Below are 24770 nucleotides of genomic sequence, written 5' to 3'. Positions count from 1 at the left end.
TGATACCCGTCGACGGCGCGTCGGGTGAGCGACGCTGGCGAAGCGTCTAGCGCTTGAACCGCCCGGGCTGCAACGCTTTGAGCGTATGCTCCGGCACGGCCGGGGAATCGCCGGTGACGAGATCCGCGACGACCTTCGCCGAGCCGCACGCGAGTCCCCAGCCGGTCGGCCCATGCCCGACGTTGACGAAGAGCCGCTTGTGCGACGTCGTGCCGACCGCGGGCAAGCCGTCCGGCGACAGCAGCGTGACGCCTTCCCACGGCAGCGCCGCCGAAATTTTCGCGGCGCCGGGGATCCAGTCGCGCGCCGCCTCGCCGAGCAGCGCGAGCGCTTCCTCGGTCAGCTTCTCCGGCAGCGGCTTGCCGGTCTGGTCCGCGGGTTGCAGCACCGCGCCGCCCGCGATGCGCAGCCGGTGGTTCATCCGCGTGATCGTGATGCGCTTCACCGCGTCGACGACCGTCGAATGCGGCACGCACTCCTCATGCGCGATCGGCGCGACGAGCGTATGCATGCGCAGCGGATGAAACGGCAGCTTCACGCCCACCTTGTCGAGCAGCGCGAGGCTGCCCGCGCCGGCCGCGACGACGATCGCGTCGGCCTGCATCACGTCGACTTCGCGCGCGTTCGCCGCTTCGCCGTCACGCGGACCGAGTTCGACGGCCGCGCGCTGCGGGTCGACCCGAATGCCCGTGACCGCGCGGCCATGCAGGAACTGCACGCCATCCTGCAGATCGAGCGCCTGGCGCAGCAGCTTCGTGAAGAGCGGGCAGTTGCCCACGCGTTCGTGCTCCAGCAGCACGCCGCTGGCAAACGGCGGGTCGGCCGGCACCGCGTGCTCGTGCGCCGAGCATTCGGCCGCGGTCAGGATGTGGTGCGGAATCTCGTGCACGCGCAGCAGGTCGACCGCGGGTCGCGCGAGGTCCCACTCGGCCTGGCTGCGGATCAACTGGAGCACGCCGTTACGCTGTTCGAACTCGAAGCCGAAGCGCGCCTCGATCTCGGCCAGCTCGTCGCGCGACCGCTCGATCAGCGGACGCAGCGCATCGAACTGATGACCGAACTCGTTCGGTTCGCGCAGTTTCGCGATGCGTTTGACGAAATCCCGCGCGCCCGCGTTGAAACCGTAAGCACTGACGACACCGCTGCGTTCCGCGCGGCGCTGCTGCATGAAGGTGGGTCCGAACCAGACGTCGAGCGTGGTTGGCAGGATCGTGCCGCCATGCCCGTACGTCGCGCCCTGAGCGACTGTGGCGTGGCGTTCGATCACGCAGACGCGATGACCCGCCGCGCGAAGCTGGTAGGCGGTGGCGACGCCGGTGATCCCGCCGCCGATGACGATGACATCCATGTTGATTCGGATTGTTGCGGAGTAAAACTCGCCGTAAGTGGATTGCCGGCCGAATGCGAAATGCCGTGCGCGCCCCCGTTGGCGTGGCATGCGGCGCGCGGCGATTGCCGTCGCACCGATCTGTGAAAGGGCGAATGATAGCAGTCAAAGCGGGCCGGCGGGCGATGCGGAGCCGGGCGCGCAACACGGGGCCGGCACGCGGAAAAGGCCGTGCGGCCGAGCCGGCGTGGCCGCCGGGACACGTTCCCGGGGTATAATCGCGGACTCCCCTACGCCTCACGCCGTGCGTTCAGCGCGGCACATCGACGCAACGTCCTGTCCATGGCTCACTTCTCGTGTTTCCCCGGCGCTTCGGCCCTCTCCGACTTCCGTCAAACCCGCCTGCTCGACACGCTGCAACGTATCGACGCGAATATCGTCGGCGTGCGTGGCCAGTTCCTGCATTTCGTCAAAGCGGCCTCGCCGCTGTCCGCTGAAGACAGCGCGAAGATCGACGCGCTGATGCACTACGGCGAACCGTTCGACGCCGGCAAGGAGCGCGGCGCGGCGGAGACCTTCCTCGTGGTGCCGCGCTTCGGCACCGTCTCGCCGTGGGCGAGCAAGGCGACCGACATCGCGCATCACTGCGGCCTCACGCAGGTGCGCCGCATCGAACGCGGCGTCGAGTACACGGTGATCCTGAAGACGGGTCTGCTCGGCGGCAAGAAGCTCTTGTCCGACGAGGCCCGCGTGGCGGTGGCGACCGCGCTGCACGACCGCATGACCGAGAGCGTCGCGCCGTCGCGCGACGCGGCGCAGCACCTGTTCGACGAACTGCCGGCGAAGCCGCTGCAGTCGGTGGATGTGCTGAAGCACGGCCGCAAGGCTCTGGAAGAGGCCAATGCGGAACTGGGCCTCGCGCTCGCCGACGACGAGATCGACTACCTCGTCGATGCGTTCACGAAACTCGACCGCAACCCGACCGACGTCGAGCTGATGATGTTCGCGCAGGCGAACAGCGAGCACTGCCGCCACAAGATCTTCAACGCGCAATGGACGATCGACGGCGAGAAGCAGGACATCTCGCTGTTCCAGATGATTCGTAACACCGAGAAGCTGAATCCGCAGGGCACCATCGTCGCGTACTCGGACAACTCGGCGATCATGCGGGGCGCGCAGGCCGAGCGCTGGTTCCCGCGTAACGCTGCCGATGCCGGCAACGCGGCGAACGCGCCGGCCGAAAAATACGGCCGCCACACCGAACTCACGCACACGCTGATGAAGGTGGAGACGCACAACCACCCCACCGCGATCTCGCCATTCCCCGGCGCCGCGACCGGCGCGGGCGGCGAAATCCGCGACGAAGGCGCGACGGGCCGCGGCGCGCGTCCGAAGGCCGGTCTCACTGGCTTCACGGTGTCGAACCTCGAACTGCCGGATGCCGTGGAGCGCTGGGAAAACGCGGGCGACGCATTGCAGCCGGTCGCGGAGCGCAATCCGGAACAGCAGGCGGGCGCCTATGGCCGCCCGGACCGCATCGCGTCGCCGCTGCAGATCATGATCGACGGGCCGCTCGGCGGCGCGGCATTCAACAACGAATTCGGCCGGCCGAATCTCGGCGGCTACTTCCGTGTGTACGAGCAGAACGTCGGCGGCCGCGTGCGCGGCTATCACAAGCCGATCATGATCGCGGGCGGCATCGGCAACATCTCGGACCAGCACACGCACAAGCACGATCTGCCGGAAGGGTCGCTGCTGATCCAGATCGGCGGTCCCGGCATGCGGATCGGCATGGGCGGCGGAGCCGCGAGTTCGATGGCCACCGGCACCAATACGGCCGAACTCGACTTCGATTCCGTGCAGCGCGGCAACCCGGAAATCGAGCGGCGTGCGCAGGAAGTGATCAACTCGTGCTGGCAGCTGGGCGACGGCAATCCGATCCTGAGCATCCACGACGTCGGAGCGGGCGGTCTGTCGAACGCGTTCCCGGAACTCGTCGACGGCGCGGACAAGGGCGCGCGTTTCGAACTGCGCAAGGTGCAGCTCGAAGAGAGCGGTCTGTCGCCGCGCGAGATCTGGTCGAACGAAGCACAGGAGCGCTATGTGCTCGCGATTGGGCCCGAGCATCTGCCGATGTTCGAAGCGATCTGCGAGCGCGAGCGTTGCCCGTTCGCGGTCGTCGGCGTGGCGACGGCGGAACGGCAACTGCAGCTGATCGATACTGAAAAGCAGGCAAGCGACCAACACGAGCCCGTCGACATGCCGATGGAAGTGCTGCTCGGCAAGGCGCCGCGCATGCATCGCGACGTGAAGCGCGAATCCACCGAGCTTCGTCCGGTCGACGTGACCGGCATCAACCTGTCCGAAGTCGCGGCGAGCGTGCTGCGTCATCCGACAGTCGCGAGCAAGTCGTTCCTCATCACGATCGGCGACCGCTCGGTGGGCGGCACCAGCGTGCGCGACCAGATGGTCGGTCCGTGGCAGGTGCCGGTGGCCGACTGCGCGATCACCACGATGGACTACGCGGGCTTCCATGGCGAAGCGATGACGATGGCCGAGCGCACGCCGCTCGCGGTGATCGATGCGCCCGCATCGGGTCGCATGGCGGTCGGCGAGGCGATCACGAACATCGCGGCCGCGCCGATCGCGTCGCTGGATAAACTGAAACTCTCCGCGAACTGGATGGCCGCGTGCGGCAGCCCCGGCGAAGACGCGGCGCTGTTCGATACCGTGAAGGCGATCGGCATGGAACTGTGCCCGGCGCTCGGCATCGGCATTCCGGTCGGCAAGGATTCGCTGTCGATGCGCACGAAGTGGAGCGACGCGGGCGTCGCGAAGGAAGTCGTCGCGCCGGTGTCGCTGATCATCTCGGCGTTCGCGCCGGTCGACGACGTGCGCCGCCATCTGACGCCGCAACTGCGTCGCACGGCGGAGGTCGGCGAAACGGTGCTGCTGGTGATCGATCTCGGCCGCGGCAAGAACCGGCTGGGCGGCAGCATTCTCGCGCAGGTCACGCAGCAGGTCGGCGATGCGGTGCCCGACGTCGACGACGCGGAAGATCTGAAGCGCTTCTTCACGGCGATCCAGGCGCTGAATGCGGACGGCAGGCTGCTCGCGTATCACGACCGCTCCGACGGCGGCCTGTGGGCGACGGTCGCGGAAATGGCGTTCGCGGGTCACGTCGGCGTGTCGCTGAACGTCGACATGCTGACACTCGACCAGAACCACGAGTTCGACTACGGCGACGCGAAAGACTGGGCGAAGCAGACGAGCGGCCGCCGCGACGATCGCACGATCCGCGCGCTGTTCTCGGAAGAACTCGGCGCGGTGGTGCAGGTGCGCGCGGCGGATCGCGACGCGGTGCTCGGCGTGCTGCGCGAACACGGTTTGTCCGCGTGCTCACACGTGATCGGCAAGCTGAACGAACTCGACACGCTCGAAGTGTGGCGCGACGCGAAGAAGATTTTCGACGCGCCGCGCGCCGAACTGCATCGCGCGTGGGACGACGTGAGCTGGCGCATCGCGCGTCTGCGCGACAATCCGGCCTGCGCGGATGCCGAGCACGACACGCTGCTCGATGCCGCGGATCCGGGCATCAGCACGCATCTGAGCTTCGATCTCTCGCAAGACGTCGCGGCTCCGTTCATCGGCAAGGGCGCGCGCCCACGCGTCGCGATCCTGCGCGAGCAGGGCGTGAACTCGCACCTCGAAACGGCGTACGCATTCGACCGCGCGGGCTTCGATGCGCACGATGTCCACATGAGCGACCTGCTTGCGGGCCGCGCGACACTCGCGGACTTCACGGGCGCCGTCGCATGCGGCGGCTTCTCGTATGGCGACGTGCTCGGCGCGGGCGAAGGCTGGGCGAAGACGATCCGCTTCAATCCGCAGCTGGCCGACATGTTCGCGGCGTTCTTCGGCCGTGGCGACACGTTCGCGCTCGGCATCTGCAATGGCTGCCAGATGATGAGCTCGCTCGCGTCGCTGATTCCGGGCGCCGACGCGTGGCCGAAGTTCACGCGCAACAAGTCGGAGAAGTTCGAGGCGCGTTTCTCGCTGGTCGAAGTGCAAAGCTCGCCGTCCATCTTCTTCGCAGGCATGGAAGGCTCGCGCATTCCGGTCGCGATCGCGCACGGCGAAGGCTTTGCAGATTTCTCGCAGCAGGGCGACGCCGCGAAGGCGGCGGTGGCGATGCGCTACGTCGACCATCGCGGCCTGCCGACCGAGCAGTATCCGTTCAACCCGAACGGATCGCCGAACGGCATTACGTCGGTCACCACCGCCGATGGCCGCTTCACGGTACTGATGCCGCACATGGAGCGCGTACATCGCACGGTGCAGATGAGCTGGCATCCGGAAGGCTGGGGCGAGGCGAGCCCGTGGATCCGTGTGTTCCAGAACGCGCGCCGCTGGCTGGGTTGAGGTGAGTTGAGCTGGGCGCTGCGTCCCGACGCAGCGCCGCCTGGGCATCAAAAACAAAAAGCCGCCCGAGGGCGGCTTTTTGCTGCGTGCAAGATCTGGCGAGATACCGCGGGCGGCTACGTGCGCCCGCGCGCGTTACTGGATCTTCGCCTGCTTGCGCAGATTCTCTTCGAATGCCTGCAGCTTTTCCTGCTGGATCTGCTGCACGATCTGCGGCTTCACCGAATCGAGCGGCGGCGGCGTGACGTCGCGGACGTCGTCGAGACGGATGATGTGCCAGCCGAACTGCGTATGCACCGGCGTGTCGGTCATCTGGCCTTTCTGCAGATGCTCGGCGGCCGTGGCGAATTCCGGCACGTAGGCCTTCGGATCCGACCAGTCGAGGTCGCCGCCATTCTTCGCGGAACCCGGGTCCTTCGAGTACTGCTTCGCGAGGTCTTCGAAGCTCGCGCCGCCCTTGATCTTCGCGATCAGGTCCTTCGCCTGCTGCTCGTTGTCGACGAGGATGTGGTGCAGGTGATATTCCTTGCCGCCCGCCTGCTTCACGAGCTGGTCGTAGCGGGCTTTCACCTCGGCGTCGGTGGGCTGCTCGTTCTTCATCACGTCTTCGATCAGCGCGCGCAGCACGACGGTCTGGTCGGCGACGGCGATCTGCGCCTTGATGTCCGGACGCGTCGGCAGGCCGCGGCGGGCCGCTTCCTGCATCAGGATCTCGCGGTTGATCAGCTCTTCACGCACCGCTGCCTGCAGTTGCGGCGAATCCTGCTGACCCTGCTTGACGAGCTGGCTGACGAGCGCATCGACACGCGACTTCGGGATCGGCGTGCCGTTCACGACGGCGATATTCTGTGCGAACGCTGGCGCGGCCGCGAACGCAGCCGTCGCGACCCAAAGACGGGTTTTATTCAGAATCATGAAGTTTTCCTGACGGGGCAAAAACGGGATTTGACGCGCACCTGAGAGCACCTAAGGGCGCAACGCAGCGAATTCTTCGGGCGTGTAAGCCGTGATCGCCAGTGCATGGATGCCGCGCTGCATTGCGTCGGCCAGCGCATCATACACCAGCCGGTGGCGGGCGACCCGCGGCTTGCCCGCGAACGCCGGCGCCACGATCGTCACGCTGAAGTGGCCGCCGGCGGCCGCTCCGGCATGGCCCGCGTGCTGTGCGCTGTCGTCGCGAATCTCGAGAACCGCGACCGGTTCGAGCGCCGCGCGCAGCCGCGCATCGATCATCACAATGCGCGCTTCGGGCGACGCGTTGAGGAAAGCATCGCTCATCGTCACTCTTCTTCCTTCATATACTTCGCGAGCCACAGGCTCTGCCCGAGAATGAACACGATGAGGCAACCCGTCGCGCCGAACAGCTTGAAGTTGACCCACGCATCGAGCGAGTAGTGGAAGGCCACATACAGGTTCAGGAGACCGAGCAGCACGAAGAACACGGCCCACACGAGATTCAACTGGTTCCACACGCGGTGCGGCAGCGTGACCTGCTTGCCCATCATCGCTTCGATCAGGTTCTTGCCGAAGCCGAGTTGCGAAGCCAGCAGCGCGACCGAGAAGACCCAGTAGAGCACGGTGGGTTTCCACTTGATGAACGTGTCGTTGTGCAGCACGAGCGTCGCGCCGCCGAACACCGTCACGACGCCGAGGCTCACCCACAGCATCGGGTCCACCTTGCGGTGGCGGAACGCGACCCACGCGATCTGCACGAGCGTCGCGACGATCGCGACGGCGGTCGCGGTGAAGATGCCCCACACCTTGAACGCGACGAAGAACAGAATGATCGGGAACAGATCGAACAGAAATTTCATTGTCTGGCCGGGGGCTCGCAAAAAACGCGCAAAAAAGCGCGCAAAAAACACGCAGACGATGCGTGCTGGACAGGCGCAGAAGGACAGGGCGCGGCGCCCGCGTCGTGAGGCCGGCGGTGTTCGCGCGCCGGGCACGAGCCCGGCGTTCACCGTCGGCGCGCAGCCCGGCGCGGGTCCGGGTTACGTCACTTGGGCTCGAATTGTAGCGCAGCCGAGTTGATGCAGTACCTGAGGCCCGTCGGCGCCGGGCCGTCTTCGAACACGTGGCCGAGGTGCGAGCCGCACTGTTTGCAGCGCACCTCGATGCGCAGCATGCCGTGCGTGCGGTCGGTCTTCTCCTGAATCACCTCGCCGTTGAGCGGCTTGAAGTAGCTGGGCCAGCCGCAGCCGGCGTCGAACTTCGTGTCCGATTCGAAGAGCGGCGTGCCGCACGCGACGCAGTGATAGACACCGCGGTCCCAGTGGTCCCAGTAGCGGCCGGTGAACGCGCGCTCGGTGGCCGCGTGGCGCGTCACTTCGTACTCCATCTCGGAGAGCTGCTTGCGCCATTCGGCGTCGTCTTTCTGCACAGGGTAGGCGTCGGTATCGTGATCGTCGTGGCTCATGGTGTTGTCCTGATCGAAGGCTCGTGGCGTTGACTGATGAGTGAAGTTGGCGTCACGACGAACAGCTCACTTCCAGCGAGCTTGCCCAGTCAGGCGGCAGGCCCGCGTAGGCGTCGTGTTCCGGCTGTTCGTCGAACGGATGGCGCAGCACCGCGGCGAGACGTTCGAGTTCCGTGAAGTCCTTCTCGCGCGCGTGGCGGATCGCTGTTTCGGCCAGGTGATTGCGCAGCACGAATCTGGGGTTGATCCGGTTCATTGCAACCGCGCGCGCGGCGTCGTCGCGCGGTTCTTCGGACAGCCGACGGCGGTAGTCGTTCGCCCAGGCGTCGAACGCGGCGCGATCGAGAAACAGGTCGCGCGCGGGCGCGTCGCCGCTCGCGTCGTGCTTCGACAGCTTCGCGAGATGGCGGAACGTCAGCGTGAAATCCGCGCGGTTCTTGTGCATGACTTCGAACAGCGCGTTGACGAGCTGGTCGTCGCCGTCGCGCTCCAGTTCGAGGCCGAGCTTCGCGCGCGTTCGCGCTTCGAGCCCCGGGGCGAAGCGCGCCTTGAAGCCTTCGAGCACGCGCTGCGCGTCTTCGATCGCGCGTTCGTTGCGCTTCGCTTCGCCGTACTGCGCGCCAAGCAGCGGCAGCAGCGCCTGCGCGAGGCAGAACAGGTTCCAGTAGCCGACCTGCGGCTGGCGCCGGTACGAATAGCGGCCCTGCGAATCGGAGTGGTTGCAGATGTGGTTCGCGTCGAAGCCGTCGATGAAGCCGAACGGGCCGTAGTCGATCGTGAGGCCGAGGATCGACATGTTGTCCGTATTCATCACGCCGTGACAGAAGCCGACCGCCTGCCAGTCCACCATCAGGTCCGCGGTGGTCCGCACCGCTTCGCCCAGCAACGCGAGATACGGGTCGTCCTGCTCCCTGCACTGCGGATAGAAGCGGTCGATCACGTGATCGGCGAGCGTGCGCAGATCGTCGACGCGATCCTGCGAATAGAAATGCTCGAAGTGTCCGAAGCGCACGAAGCTCGTCGACACGCGCGTGACCACAGCGGCCGTTTCGATTTCCTCGCGGCGCACCGGCTGGTCGGAGCCGATCACGGCGAGCGCGCGCGTGGTCGGAATGCCGAGGTGATGCATCGCTTCCGAGCACAGATATTCGCGAATCGACGAGCGCAGCACCGCGCGCCCATCGCCCATCCGCGAATAGGGCGTAAGGCCCGCGCCCTTCAGTTGCAGCTCGTAGCGCATGCCCGCATGGTCGACTTCGCCGAGACCGAGCGCGCGCCCGTCGCCGAGCTGGCCGGCCCAGACGCCGAACTGGTGGCCCGAATAGACCGATGCGTACGGGAGCGACGGCTGCGGCCAGTCGGGCGTGGGATTGCCCGCGAAGTAGTCCGCGAAAGCGGGGTCGTCGGCGACCGATGGCGCGAAGCCCAGCATCGCCGCCGCGTCCTTTGAAAAGCCGACCACGTACGGCGAAGGCAGCGGTGCCGCGGGAAGCCGCGTCATGAACGCGGAGCCGAGCGAGCCGAATGAACCTTCGCGGCGGGAGTCGATCGCGGCTGATACCTCAGCCATCGTAGCGGCCATCCTGGTAGCCGACCCGTGCGATTCGTCGGCGGGAGAAGCGGCGAGCGTCGCCGCATTGCTTCGGGAAAACGACATGTTGAGCGCCTCTGGATTAACCGATATTGTAAGTCCGCACCCGCGGCGGCGCAGGCCGGCGCCCCGGCGTGGTGCGATCCCCGCGGGAGGCCGGCTGAAGCGGCGCCACAGGCGCCGCATCCGGTGCGGGACACAACAACGGAGACACCGCGCATGACGACGCCGCTCTTCGGGCAGATGATGGACATGCCGCTCAACGTATCCGCGCTGCTCGCGCACGCGGCGCGCTACAACGGCGACGCCGGGATCGTGTCGCGGCGGATCGAGGGCGATCTGCACCGCTACACCTGGCGGGACTGCGAGCGGCGCGCGAAGCAGCTCGCGCAGGCGCTCGCGGCGCTCGGCGTGCAACGCGGCGAGCGGATCGCCACGCTCGCGTGGAACGGCTACCGGCACGTCGAGGCCTACTACGGCGTGGCGGGTTACGGCGCCGTGTGCCACACGATCAATCCGCGCCTCTTCTGCGACCAGATCGCGTACATCGTCAGTCATGCGGACGACAGCTACGTGCTGTTCGACACGACCTTCGCCGCGCTGGTCGATGCGCTCGCGCCGCAGTGCCCGAAGGTGCGCGGCTGGATCGCGCTCACGGACGAAGCGCATCTGCCCGCGATGCAGACGCCGGTGCTGTCGTATGAAACGCTGCTCGCCGCGCAGGATGGCGAGTTCGACTGGCCGGTGCTCGACGAGCTGAGCGCGTCGTACCTCTGCTATACGTCCGGCACCACCGGCAATCCGAAAGGCGCGCTTTACACGCACCGCTCGTCGGTGCTGCACGCGTTCGGTGCGGCGATGCCCGACGCGATGGGACTGTCGACGCGCGACTCTGTGCTGCCCGTCGTGCCGATGTTCCACGTCAACGCGTGGGGCATTCCGCACGCGTCGGCGCTGGCCGGCTCGAAGCTCGTGCTGCCCGGCAAGGATCTCGACGGCAAGTCGCTGTACGAACTGATGGAGGCCGAGCGCGTCACGTTCTCGGCCGGCGTGCCGACCGTGTGGATGGGGCTGCTGCGGCACGTGAAGGAGATCGGCGCGAAGTTCTCGTCGCTCGAGCGCACGATCATCGGCGGGTCCGCGTGTCCGCCCGCGATGCTCGCCACGTTCCAGCAGGACTACGGCGTCGAGGTCATTCATGCGTGGGGCATGACCGAGATGTCGCCGCTCGGCACGCTGTCGAAGCTCAACTTCGAGCAGACCCAGCGCCCACCCGAAGCGCAACGCAAGCTGCTCGAAAAGCAGGGCCGCGCGATGTTCGGCGTCGACATGAAGATCGTCGGCGAGGACGGCCACGAGCTGCCGTGGGACGGCGTCGCGTTCGGCGATCTGCACGTGCGCGGTCCGTGGGTGATCGACCGGTACTTTCGCAGCGATGCGTCGCCGCTCGTCGACGGCTGGTTTCCGACCGGCGACGTCGCAACGATCGACCAGGACGGCTTCCTGAACATCACCGACCGCAGCAAGGATGTGATCAAGTCGGGCGGCGAATGGATCAGCTCGATCGACGTCGAGAACGTCGCGGTCGCGCATCCCGCGGTAGCTGAAGCGGCGTGCATCGCCTGCGCGCATCCGAAATGGACCGAACGGCCGCTGCTGGTGGTCGTGCTGCGGGAGGGCGCGAGCGTCACGCGCGAGGAACTCCTCGCGTTCTACCAGGGCAAGGTCGCGAAGTGGTGGATTCCCGACGACGTCGCGTTCGTCGACGAACTGCCGCACACGGCGACGGGCAAGCTGCAGAAGCTCAAGCTGCGCGACCAGTTCCGCGATCACAAGCTGCCGGGAGCCGTCGAAGGCGCAGCCTGAAACGGCGGTGAGGCCCGCCGGCGCGGGTTCTCTGACCCAACCCCGACCCGACCCCGAAGCGGCCTTCGCACGCACTGCTGCAAAAATTTGAACGATCGTGCTTTTGTCGTGTATTCTGCCTGCTGACAGGGAATGTCGGACAATGATCCGACCGCATGCAACGCGCGGCCGACGCGCATGGAGGCAGGCAGAATGGCAGTCGACTACACGACCCGCGACGGCGTCGCCGTCATCACGCTGAACAATCCGCCGGTCAACGGCCTCGGTCACTCGACGCGCCAGGGCATCGTCGAAGGTCTCGACCGCGCCGCGCAGGATCCGTCCGTTCGCGCAATCGTGCTCACCGGCGCCGGCAAGGCGTTCTCCGGCGGCGCCGACATCACCGAATTCAACACGCCGAAAGCGCTGCAGGAGCCGATGCTCGGCACGGTCATCAAGGCCGTCGAGAACAGCGCGAAGCCGGTCGTCGCCGCGATCCACAGCGTCGCGATGGGCGGCGGTCTCGAACTCGCGCTCGGCGCGCACTACCGGGTGGCCGCGCCCGGCGCGCAGATCGCGCTGCCCGAAGTGAAGCTCGGCCTGTTGCCGGGGGCGGGCGGCACGCAGCGTCTGCCGCGCGCGATCGGTCTCGAGGCGGCGCTCAACATGATCGTCTCCGGTGCCACCGTGAAGTCGGAACAGCTCGCTCAGTCTGGCCTTTTCGACGAGATGGCCGACGGCGACCTGCTGGAAGCCGCGCTCGCCTGTGCGCGCAAGGTCGGCGAACAGGCGGGCCCGCATCCGAAGCTGCGCGAGCGCAAGATCGAGCATCCGAATGCGGCGGGCTTCATCCAGTTCGCGCGCAACACCGTCGCATCGATGGCGAAGCAGTTTCCGGCGCCGCACAAGTGCATCGATGCGGTGGAGGCGGGTGTCAAACAGGGCTTCGAGAAAGGCCTCGCGTTCGAGCGCGAATGCTTCCTCGCGCTCGTGCAGACGCCCGAGAGCCGCGCGCTGCGCCACGCGTTTTTCGGCGAACGCGCCGCGAGCAAGATTCCCGACGTGCCGTCCGATACGCCGACGCGAGAGATCCGCCAGGTCGCTGTGATCGGCGCGGGCACGATGGGCGGCGGCATCGCGATGAACTTCGTCAACGCGGGGCTGCCCGTCACGCTGCTCGAAACGAAGCAGGACGCGCTCGATCGCGGCCTCGCGACGATCCGCAAGAACTACGAAAACACGCTGAAAAAAGGCAAGCTCACGCAGGAAGCGCTCGACGGGCGCATGGCGCTGATCCGCCCGACGCTGTCGTACGACGATCTGAACGACGCCGACCTGATCGTCGAAGCGGTGTTCGAGGAACTCGGCGTGAAGGAACAGGTGTTCAAAAAGCTCGACGAAGTGGCGAAGCCCGGCGCGATCCTCGCATCGAACACGTCGACGCTCGACCTGAACCGCATCGCCGCGTTCACGAAGCGTCCGCAGGACGTCGTCGGCATGCACTTCTTCAGCCCGGCGAACGTGATGAAGCTGCTGGAAGTGGTGCGCGGCAGCGAGACGTCGAAAGACGTGCTCGCCACCGTGATGAAGCTCGCGAAGAAGATCAGGAAGACCGCGGTGGTGTCGGGCGTGTGCGACGGCTTCATCGGCAACCGGATGGTCGAACAGTACATCCGTCAGGCGCTGTTCATGCTCGAGGAAGGCGCGCTGCCGCAGCAGGTGGACCGCGCGATCGAAAAATTCGGCTTCGCGATGGGCCCGTTCAGGATGAGCGATCTCGCCGGCAACGACATCGGCTGGGCGATCCGCAAGCGCCGCTATCAGGAGCATCCGGATCTGCACTACTCGAAGATCGCGGACCGCCTGTGCGAAACCGGCCGCTTTGGCCAGAAGACCGGCGGCGGCTGGTACGACTACAAGCCGGGCGATCGCACCGCGCATCCGTCGAAGCTCGTCGACGAGATGATCGTCGGCTATTCGAACGAAGTCGGTGCGACGCGCCGCAAGATCGCCGATGAGGAAATCGTCGAGCGGCTGGTGTTCGCGCTCGTCAACGAAGGCGCGAAGATTCTCGAGGAAGGCATCGCATCGAAGCCGTCGGACATCGACATGGTCTATCTGACGGGCTACGGCTTCCCGCTGTGGCGCGGCGGCCCGATGCTGTACGCGGATGCGGTCGGGCTCTACAACGTCGAGCGTTCGATTCGCCGCTATGCGTCGCAGGCGAACGGCGACGGCTGGCAGCCGGCGAAAACGATCGCCGAACTGGCCGCGCAGGGCCGCGGCTTCAATAGCTGAATACAGCTCAGCGCGGCGTCCGGTCAATCCGCGCGATGCGAACGGACGCGCGGTACACGAGGTGATGCGATGAAAGACGTCAGCGAGGTGCTGCTCGTCATCGACGTGCAGAACGATTTCATGCCCGGCGGTGCGCTTGCCGTCGCGCACGGCAACGAAGTGGTGCCGGTGATCAACCGGCTCGCGCGCGACTTCAGCCACGTCGTGCTGACGCAGGACTGGCATCCGGCCTCGCATGTGTCGTTCGCGGCGAATCATGCCGGACGGCAGCCGTTCGAGACGATCGCGCTGCCGTATGGCGAACAGGTGCTGTGGCCGGTGCACTGCGTGCAGGGCACCGAGGGCGCGGCGCTGCATCGCGATCTGGACGTGCCGCATGCGCGCGCGCTGATCCGCAAGGGACATCACGAGCAGGTGGACAGCTACTCGGCGTTCGTCGAAGCCGACCGCGGCACGCCGACGGGCCTCGCCGGTTATCTGCGCGAGCACGGCGTGAAGCGTGTGTGGTGCTGCGGCCTCGCGACGGACTACTGCGTCGCCTGGTCGGCGCTCGATGCGCGCGCAGCCGGCTTCGAGGTCGTGCTGATCGAGGACGCGTGCCGCGCGATCGATCTGAACGGCTCGCTCGATGCTGCGTGGCGCGATCTGCGGGCGGCGGGCGTCGAGCGTGTGCAGTCCGCCGGGATAGCGATCTGATGTGACGGAACGCGCGCCGGCGCGGCGCGCCCACGCGTTCCTTCATGAACTACGAACACCGAACCAACCGAAGCAGGAGACAGGCATGACTGATGCCGTAATCGTATCGACCGCCCGTACCGGGCTCGCGAAGTCGTGGCGCGGTGCATTCAACATGACGCACGGCGCGACGCTCGGCGGTCATGTCGTGCAGGCTGCCGTCGAACGCGCGAAGCTCGATCCGGCGCGCGTCGAGGACGTCATCATGGGTTGCGCGAATCCCGAGGGCGCGACCGGCATGAACATCGCGCGGCAGATCGCGCTGCGCGCCGGGCTGCCCGTCAGCGTGCCGGGCATGACGGTGAACCGCTTCTGCTCGTCGGGCCTGCAGACGATCGCGCTCGCGGCGCAGCGCGTGATCGCGGGCGAGGGTGACGTGTTCGTCGCGGGCGGCGTCGAGTCGATCTCGTGCGTGCAGAACGAGATGAACCAGCACATGCTGAAGGAAGGCTGGCTCGATCAGCACAAGCCGGAGATCTACTGGTCGATGCTGCAGACCGCCGAGAACGTCGCGAAGCGCTATTCGATCGCGAAGGAGCGTCAGGACGAATACGGCGTGCAGTCGCAGCAGCGCGCCGCGGCGGCACAGGAGGCAGGCCGCTTCGCGGCCGAGATCGTGCCGATGACCGTGCTCGCGGGCGTCGCGGACAAATCGGGCGGGCGCCTCTTCACGAAGGAAGTGACGATCGCGGCGGACGAAGGCATTCGCCCCGACACGACGCTCGAAGGCGTTGCGAAGATCCGCACCGCGCTGCCCGGCGGCGTGATCACGGCGGGCAACGCGAGCCAGTTTTCGGATGGCGCGTCGGCGTGCGTCGTGATGAACGCGACGGTCGCGGAGCGCGAGGGGTTGCAGCCGCTGGGCATTTTCCGCGGCTTCGCGGTGGCCGGCTGCGAGCCCGACGAGATGGGTATCGGCCCGGTGTTCGCGGTGCCGAAGCTGTTGCGGCAGACCGGCGTGAAGCTCGAAGACATCGATTTGTGGGAGCTCAACGAAGCGTTCGCGGTGCAGGTGCTCTATTGCCGCGACAAGCTCGGCATTCCGAACGATCGCCTGAACGTGAGCGGCGGTGCGATCGCGGTTGGGCATCCGTACGGCGTGTCCGGCGCGCGGCTGACGGGGCATGCGTTGATCGAGGGCAAGCGGCGCGGTGCGAAATTCGTGGTCGTCACGATGTGCATCGGCGGCGGACAGGGCGCCGCCGGGCTGTTCGAAGTCGTGTGACGGTGTGCGACCATCGTCCGGATGGCTAACGCTGTCCGGACAGATGGAATCCTGATGTCCAGTTGTGTATGATCGTAAGGACTGCAGTATGAATTGATCTGAACTGGACGTGAGGGTGGAAATGCAGCGAAGCAGCAGAGTAATGGCCATGCCGAAATTCGGCACGGCGAGGCGTTTCGGGCGGGCGGCTCCGCGATTCGTCGTGAAGCGTGAACAGGATATTCGACAGAAGCACGGGCAGAGGGAGTACGCAGCGGAGAATTGTCTGCTTGAAGATGTGGATGATTCCGCGGAATCGGCCTGGGAAGCTGAGCGTCACGCTTCCTTCGGCGCGAAGCTGAACCGGATCTTCGAACTGGCGATTGTCGGCATGCTCGGCGGTGCGGGTCTGGGCAGTGTCGCTGGTACGAACGGTACGTTGATCGGGTTGATCGTTGGCGGGGTGTTCTGTGTCTGCAATGAAAGCATGGCTTGCTTCGGCCGCAGCCGTTGACTTCGGCTTGTGCAGCGCGCTGGCCGCGGGGCTGTGCTTCGTGACGCTGCTGTTGGCCAATGCGTACCAGCGGAGATGGGGCGATCTCGGCGACTTCGCGCTGGCCATGACGACCGCCGGCAGCACCGTGATGGGCATCAAGGTGATGCTGCTCACGCTGGTGCTGGAACCGGCCAACTTGGGTGCATTGGCGGACGAACGCGCAGTGTTCCACATCGGCGGTGCGCTGGCTACGGCGATCTCGCTGCGGGAGTGCGTCAGGTCATGGTCTCGGGCTGCGGGTTTTCCGGACCGCTCCGGTGACAACCGGCGCGCCGCACGCCGGTTGAACCTGCATTGCGCAAGGCCCACTGGCGAACCTTGACATGAGCCGTGAGGCGAGCCTTGGAGCAAGCCGTAAACGGTGGAACCGGATGCCCGTGGCAGCGACTGATTTCGGCGCGCTCGGCTACAATTCCTTGCTGTTGGGACTGTCGCCACAAGCGTTGCGGGAGCAGTTGGCTCGTTAGTCTCCGAGGCACGCCGGCGCGCGCGACGTCCGACCATGGTCCAATTCGTTCTGCAAGGTGAAGCCGGTGATCAGACATATCGTGATGTGGAAGTTGAAGGAGCACGCCGAGGGTGCGAGCCGCGCGGAAAATGCGCTGAAGCTGAAGGAAAAGCTCGAAGCCTGTCGCAACATCGTGCCGGGCATCCTGCATCTGGAAGTGGGCGTGACGAGCGAAGGTCTCGACTCGACGCACCATGTCGTGCTGATCTCCGACTTCGAGAACAAGGCCGCGCTCGACGCATACCAGGTGCACCCAACGCATCTCGCGCTCAAGTCGTTCGTCAGCGCGGTGCGTGAAGCGCGCGAATGTGTCGACTTCGAAGTGTGATCTGCGGCGATGAGTGACAGCAAACAGACGTTGCCAGCTCTCGAGAGCCCGTTCGTCGATCGCCTCGGCGTTCAGGTCGTGTCGGCCATGGATGGCGCGAGCGAAGTCGTGCTTCGCCTCGCGCCCGACCATCTGAACACATGGGACGTCGCGCACGGCGGCGTCACGATGACCATCGCCGATGTCGCGCTGGCGATGGCGGCGCGCAGTCTCGCGGCAGACGGCGTCGGCGTCGTCACGGTCGAGATGAAGGTCAACTTCATGCAGCCCGGTCGCGGCGAACTGCGCGCGTTCGCACGCGTGCTGCATCGTTCTACAACGATGGCGTACTGCGAAGGCGAGATTCGCGACAGCGAAGGACATTTCGTCGCGAAGGCACTGGGTACGTTCAAGTACATGAAACGGCTCGCGGTCGGCCGTGACGTCGCGCAGCAGCGTTTGCGCACCGATCCGTCCGCGAAACCGGGGCCGAGCGACGGCTGATTTTCAGCTGACGTTCAGCTGGGTTTCACTTGAGTTTCAGCGCGGCGGGCAAGACGCGAACAGGCCGTTGCCGCGACGTCGCGCAACGGTCGAGCGGAACACACTACATCCTCATCAGGAGACAGACGCATGGCCGACATCAACCGTCAGATCCTGCTCGTGTCGCGGCCGCAAGGCGCTGCGAGCACCGATAACTTCAGTCTGGTCGAAGCGCCGCTCGCACCGCTCGCGGATGGCGAACTGCGCGTGCGCAACCACTATCTGTCGCTCGATCCGTACATGCGTGGACGGATGAGCGATGCGAAGTCGTATGCAACGCCTCAACCGCTGAACGAAGTGATGATCGGCGGCACGGTGGGCGAGGTCGTCGAATCGAAGCATCCGAAATTCGCGGTGGGCGACAAGGTGGTTGGTGTGCTCGGCTGGCAGGAATTCGGCGTATCGGACGGCCGGGGTCTGCAGAAGGTCGACGATACGCACGTGCCACTGTCGGCGTATCTCGGTCCGGTTGGCATGCCGGGCGTCACCGCATGGTATGGGCTCAACCGCATCATTACGCCGAAGGCGGGCGAAACAGTCGTCGTGAGCGCGGCCAGCGGCGCGGTCGGCAGTGTCGTCGGTCAGCTGGCGAAGCTCGCCGGCGCGCGCGCGGTGGGCATTGCCGGCGGCGCGGAGAAGTGCCGTTACGTGGTCGAAACGCTCGGCTTCGATGCGTGTGTCGACTACAAGGCGGGCAAACTGTACGACGACCTGAAAGCGGCCACACCGGATGGTGTCGACGGCTACTTCGAGAACGTCGGCGGAGAGATACTCGACGTCACGCTGGCGCGGATGAATGCGTTCGGCCGCATCGCGGTGTGCGGGATGATCGCGAACTACGATTCCGAGCCGATTCCGTTGAAGCGTCCGGGCACGATCCTCACGCAACGGCTGCTGGTGCAGGGCTTCATCGTCACCGAACACCTGGACGTCTGGCCGGAAGCGCTCAAACAGCTCGGCACGCTCGTCGCGCAGAAGCGGCTGCAGTATCGCGAGACGGTCGCGCAGGGTCTCGAGAGCGCGCCCGAAGCTTTTCTCGGCATGCTGAAGGGACGCAACTTCGGCAAGCAGCTCGTCAAGCTGATCTGACCGGCGCGCAAAGGCCTTTCAAGAGGAATCGCGATGTTCGACTTCGACGGCAAGGTTGCCGTGATCACTGGCGCGGCGAGCGGCTTCGGCCGCGCGTTCGCGCAGCGGGCGGCGGCGCTTCGCATGAAGCTGGTGCTGGCCGATGTGGATGATGCGGCGCTCGCGGCAACCGTCGACGCGGCGCGCGCGAGCGGTGCGGAAGCGATTGGCGTGCGCACCGATGTGTCGGATGCGGCGCAGATCGAAGCGCTTGCCGACGCGACGCTCGGCGCCTTCGGCAAGGTGCATCTGCTGTTCAACAACGCAGGCGTCGGCGCGGGTGGCTTCGTCTGGGAAAGCAGCGCGAACGACTGGGAATGGGTGTTTCGCGTCAACGTGATGGGCGTCGCGCACGGCGTGCGGGTGTTCACGCCCATCATGCTGAAACAGGGCGAGCCCGCGCATATCGTCAATACCTCATCGGTCGCGGGTCTGCTGTCCCCGCCGGCAATGGGCGTGTACAACGCGTCGAAGCACGCGGTGGTGTCGTTGACCGAGACGCTTTATCACGACCTGAAGACGGTGGGCGGCGAGGTCGGCTGCTCGCTGCTGTGTCCGGCGTTCGTGCCGACTGGCATCGCGGACGCCGAGCGCGCGCGGCCCGACATGTTGCGCAATGCGGATGCGCCGACGCGTTCGCAGCTCGCCGCTGGCAAGCAGCTGCAGCGCGCGGTGCGCTCGGGCAAGCTCACCGCGGACGACGTCGCGCAGATCACGTTCGACGCGGTGCGCGAGCGGCGCTTCTACATCGTCACGCACCCGGGCATCATGGCCACAGTGCGCCTGCGTCACGAAGACATCGAAACGCTGCGCGAGCCGACCGACCCGATGTCGTTGAAGCCCGAAGTCAACGAAACGCGCTAGACGCATGCCGCTGAACCCGAAAATCGCGCAGATGCTCGACATGGTCGCGCGAGCGAAGCGTCCGGCGTACCCAACGCTGACCGCGCAGCAGGCGCGTGCATCCTACGAAAAGAGCGCGACGATTCTCGAGATCGACTCCGCGCCGATGCACGCGGTGGAAGACCTGTCGGTCCCCACCCGCGACGGCGCCACGATCCGCGCGCGGCTCTACTATCCGACGCAGCCGCACTGGGCCGAACCGCTGCCGGCGCTCGTCTATTACCACGGCGGCGGGTTCACGGTGGGCAGCGTCGATACGCATGATGCGCTGTGCCGGATGTTTGCGCGCGACGCGCGGTGCGCCGTGCTGTCGGTCGACTACCGGCTCGCACCCGAGCATCGCTTTCCCACTGCGGTGAACGACGCGTTCGATGCACTGCGCTGGCTGCATACGGAAGCGGCGAGCTACGCGATCGATCCGTTACGGCTTGCGGTTGGCGGCGACAGCGCGGGCGGCACGCTCGCTACGGTCTGCGCGGTGCTCGCGCGCGACGCCGGCATCCGGCTCGTGCTGCAGATGCTGATCTATCCGGGAACGTCCGCGCATCAGCAGAGCGCATCGCACGTGCGGCTCGCCGACGGTTATCTGCTGACGGCCGAGACGATCCAGTGGTTCTTCGATCATTACGTGCTCGACCCGGAGGACCGCGAAGACTGGCGCTTCGCACCGCTCGACGGCGCGCGCGGCGCGCCGGACTTCAGCCACGTCGCGCCCGCGTGGATTGCGACGGCCGAATACGATCCGCTTAGCGACGAGGGCAAGGCGTATGCGGATAAATTACGCGCAGCGGGCAACGCGGTGACGTTCCACTGCTACGCGGGAATGGTCCACGAGTTCTTCAAGATCGGGCGCTTCGTGCCGGACGTGGCCGCGGCGCACGCGGACGCGGCGCTTGCGCTGAGGCAGGCGTTCGGCGTGGAGTGAGCGGACCCGCTACCGCGCAACCTCGCTGCCTCACTACGCATTGGCAACGTCGAACGCATATCGCGTCTCGAAGTGCCCTGGCCGCGCGAGCCGATGCGAACCGTTGTCATCGCTGCGCTCGACAGCTTCCACTGCGAGCCGCCCATCGCGCGCAATCACGCGCAGCGCGGTCGTGCCGCGCGTCCCGTAGTCCGGCGTATCGATGAATGCCGCGGACAGCGCCCGTTCGCGTTCGAGCGAAATACCCGTCGCAGGCAGTTCGTCGTCGCGCGCGAGCTGCGGGTCGCGCATCAGCTTCACCAGTTCGTCGAGCGGCGGCTGGCCGCCGTCGCCGACGAGCGCGCCGAGTTCCGCGCGCTTTCTGACGAGCTTCGGCCACGGCGTGTCGAGCACCGCGTTCGAGATGCCGTGCGTGCCGGCGGCGAGCAGTGCCGGCGCGGCGGCCGAGCGGTTGCAGTACCAGCCGAGTTCGCGCCGCCGCCAGTCGCCGACAATGAGGTTGAAGCCGTTGTAGACGTCGCCTGTGCGTGCGACGTGCCGCAGATAGTCGAGCGGCGTCGCAGACCGGATCAGCTCGCGCTTGCTGTCGGACGATCCGCCGTCGAGCCATTCCCCGCTCAGCCATTCCCCGGTAAGCCACGCGCTGACGAGCGTGCCGCGGGTCGGCGCATCGGCGCGGAATTCGCTCGGCGCGCGGTAGTTGGTCAGCGCGGCGAAGCGGCCGTCGCGCGTGATGCCGAGCCACGTGCCGCCGCCCACCAGATCGCGGCCTGCCAGCAGGTCGGGCGCATCGCCCCACCAGGCCATCGGCATGGCCGTGCGGCGCAGGAACTCGTCACGGTTCGCGGTGAGCGTGAAGAGCGCGCCGTCGTCGGCATCGGGACGCCAGTCGAAGACGATCAGGCACATCGTGGGCACACTCGTGGGAGCGCGGAAGCGCGGGGGGCGGGAAATGCGGCGGCCAGCGGAAGGCGGGCCGCCGCACGGCTTCAGTTTTCGGTGGGCAACGCGTACGGCAGCGGCAGGAACGACAGCAACGGGCCATCGGCCGCGCCGAGATGCACGCCGCCGGCTTCGAGCGCGGCGAGCTTGATCTCGACGAGCGCGTCCACGCCGCCTTGCGGCGCGGCGGCGACGTTCACGATCATGCCGCACGGCTGGCCCGGATCGTCCGCCTGAAACAGCTCCGCGCCGGCCGCGACCGGATGCGCGGCGTCACCGCTTTTGTCACCGAATGCAGCGATGTTCGCGAGCGCCATGCGGCGCTTGATCGTGCCGCGATACTGGCTGCGCGCGACGATCTCCTGGCCCGGATAGCAGCCTTTGCGGAAGTTGACGCCGCCGAGCACGTCGAAGTTGACCATCTGCGGTACGAACTGCTCGCTCACCGCCTGCGTGATGCGCGGCTCGCCGGCGTGGATGTCGAGCCAGTCCCATACGGCGGGCGACACGCGCGACAGCTTCTGTTCGAGTCCGGGCAGGCGCGCTTCCACTTCCGCTTTCGGGCCGATCCATAGATAGCGCAGCCGGCCGGCGGCATCGGGCACGCGGATCAGCGAACCCGCGGGGCCATCGACATTCACGTGCACACCGTCGGGCACCGCGTCGAACACGGTGGACAGCGCACGGCGCACGTCGCCGGCCAGACCGACGACGGCGAGCGCCGCGCTCGCATCGGCGAGCTTCGCCTTCGAGCGCAGCACGAACATCGACAGGCGCTTCTGCACCGCGGGCTGCACGTCCTTCGCGAGCAGCAGACGGATCGTGTCGCCATGGCGCCACGTGAGGAACGACGCGAGCAGGCGGCCTTTCGGCGAGCAGTAGCCGGCAAGGCGCGCGCTCGATGCGTCGAGATGCTGGACGTCGTTGGTCAGCTGCGCGTGCAGGAAGCTCGCCGCGTCGTCGCCGGTGACGTCGACGATGCCGAACTGCGTGAGCGGCATGAACGCGCCGCGCGACAGCACGGCGTCGAATTCATCGGGCGCGGGGCGCACGAGCGGCGCGGCATGACTGGCAGGCGTGACGGAAGCGGAGGGTGCGGTGCCCGGCGCGGCGGCGCCGGATGAAGAAGCGAGCGGCGTATTCATGTGATCCGGGGACAGTCAACTCTGACTTTGGCGTGTGCGAACTTGTATTATATGGGGTATGCGACTATAAAAATCACCACATAATCAATCGGTTGCGACTCTCTGTGTGGGGTATGGCACACTATTGGCACACACGCCCCGCAACAAGGTCTAGTGTACCGCGACCGCCGAGGCGGCGCCGTCCGTGGTCGCTAGCTCGCGCTGCGCCCAGCGTTGCCAGCCACGAATGATTGCGGCGTCGGCACGACAACCGGCGTAGTTGTCGCTGACGGTTTCGGCAACGGTTGCGGCAGGAACGGCGGGGCCATCAACGCCGCTGGGGGTTGCGGGAAGTGGCACACCTGCGGCGGCGGCATCGTGGAGCAGGCGGAAACCATAAGGCAAATCGGGAGTAGAAAGCGGAACATAGCGGATGACTTCCTTCGTGATGGTTGCGCCCTTGTCGTGGATGACCTGGAGCTTTGTAACGACTTTGGTTTGAACAATGGCGGTCTGTGCGACCTGTGCCGTGTTGACCTTGGCGACGGCTTTCGCGGTCGCGACCTTGGCGGCGTCCCATTTCGCCTGCACGCGGCTCGATCCGAAGTGGTATCCGGTCCCGAGCAGGACGACGGCGGCGAGCAGGGCGACGGCGATACGCCAGTGCGCGACGGCGAATTTGAACAGCTTGCCGAGCAGCGAGGGGAGCAGAAGTAGGAGGGTCATGTGTAGCTCATGAAGGGTTGGACGGTCATCGCGAACTGACACGCGCACGGCGTTGGGTTCCAGATTTTCCAGCCGAGGTTCAGGCGCAGCGCTCGCGTTTTGCTGTAGCACCAGACGATGTACAGTTCCCAGCACCACGACCCATCCGGGTTGATCAGGTCGGCATGGAAATAGCCTGTTTCGGTCGGGCCGCCGCTGACGTCCAGATTGCCTCGCTTGCGTGCGACCAGCGCGCCCTTAGTCGCCTGGAATGCAATAACCGTCAATCCGAACCCATAGGCAGGGTTCCGCAACAGCCAGAAGATTCGGTTGATGTATTGCCGCCATCCAGTCTGCGCGCCACGGAAGGGCGCTACGTTCGCCTGAAAGTTCGCGTCGCCGTCCAAGGGGTTGTCGGGCGTCTGGAAATACGCGAGCCACGAAGGGAGCGTTGGGCGGCCGATTGCGAATAGCGGCAGCAAGGGCGCCAGCAAGTACGCTAGCAGCGTCACAACGAAGTTCGCGAGGGAGAAGGCTAGCCATCGTGTGTACATGTCACTTCCCGAATTTGGCGGACAGACCGAGGCCGCCGAGCAGGGCGCAAGCGCCGATGCCGTAAGCCTGAAAATCGAACGGCTTGCCGGTGATGGAGCAATAAACCTCCAGTCCGAAGCCGACGAGAATCGCGGCAGCGGACCAGAAGTAGGCGGGCTCCAGAACCTTCCCGGCGTCGTCCGTGATGAGGTCGGACAATTTCATTTTGAACTATCTCCGTGGTATGTTACGCGCGCAACAGTACCACAAAGATAGTCGATAGTCAATTCGGACTACTTTTCTTCATCCGGCGTGAACACGAAATCGGCCTTCTGAATGCGCTGCATCTCCCACATCGGCAGCGGAACCATGTGAATCCCGTGATTGATGCCACGGTGATGCTTGGCGCACAGGATTTTCATGTTGTATTCCGAATCGATGAAGTCGGACGGCTCTTTGAACGTCGACCAGTCGAAGGCCGGATGCAACGCGCGCATCTTGTCCCAATCGATACCTTCGGCGTCCGCCCATTCCGCGTGCCAGTGGTGCACTTCGCGGTGTTCCTTCGTGTCGCACACGTAGCACGGCGTATCGAGCACGTGCACCAGGTGATGCTTGGTTTTTCGGAACAGCGCGGATTCGGTGCGCGGCGGATGATCGGGATAGAAAATGTCGATATGCAGTGTGGTAGCTTGCTCGTGCTCGTGTGCGGGCGTCATGTGTATGGGCGTAAAAAAGCCCGCACTAGGCGGGC

At 66.0% G+C, this 24770-nt stretch carries 24 protein-coding genes; 12 read left to right on the top strand and 12 right to left on the bottom strand.

The window, feature by feature from the left end:
• Nucleotides 1–46: 46 nt before the first annotated feature.
• On the bottom strand, nt 47–1348 hold the full coding sequence (locus DVS29_RS15440) for an FAD-dependent oxidoreductase (RefSeq protein WP_118181336.1): 1302 nt from the start codon (nt 1346–1348) through the stop codon (nt 47–49).
• Nucleotides 1349–1669: 321 nt separating this feature from the next.
• Here DVS29_RS15440 and purL point away from each other — a divergent pair, with 321 nt between their 5' ends.
• On the top strand, nt 1670–5749 hold the full coding sequence (gene purL, locus DVS29_RS15435) for a phosphoribosylformylglycinamidine synthase (protein WP_118181335.1): 4080 nt from the start codon (nt 1670–1672) through the stop codon (nt 5747–5749).
• Nucleotides 5750–5884: 135 nt separating this feature from the next.
• On the opposite strand, the gene DVS29_RS15430 is transcribed toward purL, so the two are convergent.
• From DVS29_RS15430 to DVS29_RS15410, 5 genes are all read right to left on the bottom strand, one after another.
• Nucleotides 5885–6664 (bottom strand): peptidylprolyl isomerase, encoded by a 780-nt coding sequence (locus DVS29_RS15430; protein ID WP_118181334.1) that lies wholly within the window; start codon nt 6662–6664, stop codon nt 5885–5887.
• A 51-nt stretch (nt 6665–6715) separates the two neighbouring features.
• Nucleotides 6716–7027, bottom strand: a complete 312-nt coding sequence (locus DVS29_RS15425) for a BolA family protein (RefSeq protein WP_118181333.1) — start codon at nt 7025–7027, stop codon at nt 6716–6718.
• A gap of 2 nt (nt 7028–7029) precedes the next feature.
• Nucleotides 7030–7563, bottom strand: coding sequence for a septation protein A (locus DVS29_RS15420; RefSeq protein ID WP_118181332.1), 534 nt, complete (start codon nt 7561–7563; stop codon nt 7030–7032).
• A 185-nt stretch (nt 7564–7748) separates the two neighbouring features.
• Nucleotides 7749–8168 (bottom strand): peptide-methionine (R)-S-oxide reductase MsrB, encoded by a 420-nt coding sequence (gene msrB / locus DVS29_RS15415; protein WP_118181331.1) that lies wholly within the window; start codon nt 8166–8168, stop codon nt 7749–7751.
• Between the two features lie 52 nt (nt 8169–8220).
• Complete coding sequence (locus DVS29_RS15410; protein ID WP_164707927.1) at nt 8221–9825, bottom strand: protein adenylyltransferase SelO; 1605 nt, start codon at nt 9823–9825, stop codon at nt 8221–8223.
• Between the two features lie 153 nt (nt 9826–9978).
• Between DVS29_RS15410 and DVS29_RS15405 the strand changes: the two genes are divergently transcribed.
• The 11 genes from DVS29_RS15405 (at nt 9979) to DVS29_RS15355 (ending at nt 20711) form a co-directional block, all read left to right on the top strand.
• Nucleotides 9979–11625: a 3-(methylthio)propionyl-CoA ligase gene (locus DVS29_RS15405; protein WP_118181329.1), complete on the top strand. Its 1647-nt coding sequence runs from the start codon at nt 9979–9981 to the stop codon at nt 11623–11625.
• A 192-nt stretch (nt 11626–11817) separates the two neighbouring features.
• Nucleotides 11818–13902, top strand: a complete 2085-nt coding sequence (locus DVS29_RS15400) for a 3-hydroxyacyl-CoA dehydrogenase NAD-binding domain-containing protein (protein ID WP_118181328.1) — start codon at nt 11818–11820, stop codon at nt 13900–13902.
• A 69-nt stretch (nt 13903–13971) separates the two neighbouring features.
• Nucleotides 13972–14598: a bifunctional nicotinamidase/pyrazinamidase gene (pncA, locus tag DVS29_RS15395; protein WP_118181327.1), complete on the top strand. Its 627-nt coding sequence runs from the start codon at nt 13972–13974 to the stop codon at nt 14596–14598.
• A gap of 85 nt (nt 14599–14683) precedes the next feature.
• Nucleotides 14684–15862 carry an acetyl-CoA C-acyltransferase gene (locus tag DVS29_RS15390; protein WP_118181326.1) on the top strand — a complete coding sequence of 393 codons (1179 nt, stop codon included), beginning with the start codon at nt 14684–14686 and terminating at the stop codon, nt 15860–15862.
• Between the two features lie 142 nt (nt 15863–16004).
• Nucleotides 16005–16355 (top strand): hypothetical protein, encoded by a 351-nt coding sequence (locus DVS29_RS15385; RefSeq protein ID WP_118181325.1) that lies wholly within the window; start codon nt 16005–16007, stop codon nt 16353–16355.
• Nucleotides 16321–16719, top strand: coding sequence for a hypothetical protein (locus tag DVS29_RS15380; RefSeq protein WP_124800653.1), 399 nt, complete (start codon nt 16321–16323; stop codon nt 16717–16719). Before DVS29_RS15385 ends, DVS29_RS15380 begins: the two co-directional genes overlap by 35 nt.
• Nucleotides 16720–16930: 211 nt before the next feature.
• A complete protein-coding gene (locus DVS29_RS15375; RefSeq protein WP_164707926.1) occupies nt 16931–17233 on the top strand; it encodes a Dabb family protein in 303 nt (100 codons plus the stop codon).
• A gap of 9 nt (nt 17234–17242) precedes the next feature.
• Complete coding sequence (locus DVS29_RS15370; protein ID WP_118181323.1) at nt 17243–17716, top strand: PaaI family thioesterase; 474 nt, start codon at nt 17243–17245, stop codon at nt 17714–17716.
• Between the two features lie 129 nt (nt 17717–17845).
• Complete coding sequence (locus DVS29_RS15365) at nt 17846–18844, top strand: NADP-dependent oxidoreductase (protein WP_118181322.1); 999 nt, start codon at nt 17846–17848, stop codon at nt 18842–18844.
• A gap of 33 nt (nt 18845–18877) precedes the next feature.
• Nucleotides 18878–19747, top strand: a complete 870-nt coding sequence (locus DVS29_RS15360) for an SDR family oxidoreductase (protein WP_118181321.1) — start codon at nt 18878–18880, stop codon at nt 19745–19747.
• Nucleotides 19748–19751: 4 nt separating this feature from the next.
• Complete coding sequence (locus DVS29_RS15355; RefSeq protein ID WP_118181320.1) at nt 19752–20711, top strand: alpha/beta hydrolase; 960 nt, start codon at nt 19752–19754, stop codon at nt 20709–20711.
• Nucleotides 20712–20744: 33 nt separating this feature from the next.
• Here the strand turns inward: DVS29_RS15355 and DVS29_RS15350 are convergent, their stop codons facing one another.
• From DVS29_RS15350 to DVS29_RS15325, 6 genes are all read right to left on the bottom strand, one after another.
• Entirely contained in the window at nt 20745–21620 is an 876-nt protein-coding gene (locus tag DVS29_RS15350; protein WP_118181319.1) for an NRDE family protein, read from the bottom strand.
• A gap of 80 nt (nt 21621–21700) precedes the next feature.
• Entirely contained in the window at nt 21701–22798 is a 1098-nt protein-coding gene (gene ygfZ / locus DVS29_RS15345; RefSeq protein ID WP_118181318.1) for a CAF17-like 4Fe-4S cluster assembly/insertion protein YgfZ, read from the bottom strand.
• A gap of 150 nt (nt 22799–22948) precedes the next feature.
• Nucleotides 22949–23503 carry a hypothetical protein gene (locus tag DVS29_RS15340; RefSeq protein WP_118181317.1) on the bottom strand — a complete coding sequence of 185 codons (555 nt, stop codon included), beginning with the start codon at nt 23501–23503 and terminating at the stop codon, nt 22949–22951.
• On the bottom strand, nt 23500–24036 hold the full coding sequence (locus DVS29_RS15335) for a DUF7338 family protein (RefSeq protein ID WP_118181316.1): 537 nt from the start codon (nt 24034–24036) through the stop codon (nt 23500–23502). The genes DVS29_RS15340 and DVS29_RS15335 overlap by 4 nt, the downstream gene beginning before the upstream one ends.
• Before the next feature lies 1 nt (nt 24037).
• Nucleotides 24038–24241, bottom strand: coding sequence for a hypothetical protein (locus DVS29_RS15330; protein WP_118181315.1), 204 nt, complete (start codon nt 24239–24241; stop codon nt 24038–24040).
• 68 nt (nt 24242–24309) lie between these two features.
• Nucleotides 24310–24735: a hypothetical protein gene (locus tag DVS29_RS15325; protein WP_118181314.1), complete on the bottom strand. Its 426-nt coding sequence runs from the start codon at nt 24733–24735 to the stop codon at nt 24310–24312.
• Between the last annotated feature and the right edge of the window lie 35 nt (nt 24736–24770).

It is taken from the genome of Paraburkholderia phosphatilytica, assembly GCF_003443895.1.
In the GTDB taxonomy this organism is placed as follows: Bacteria; Pseudomonadota; Gammaproteobacteria; order Burkholderiales; family Burkholderiaceae; genus Paraburkholderia; species Paraburkholderia phosphatilytica.
Note: the sequence above shows the minus strand (reverse complement) of the source record. Positions and strands in the feature narration are given on the sequence as shown.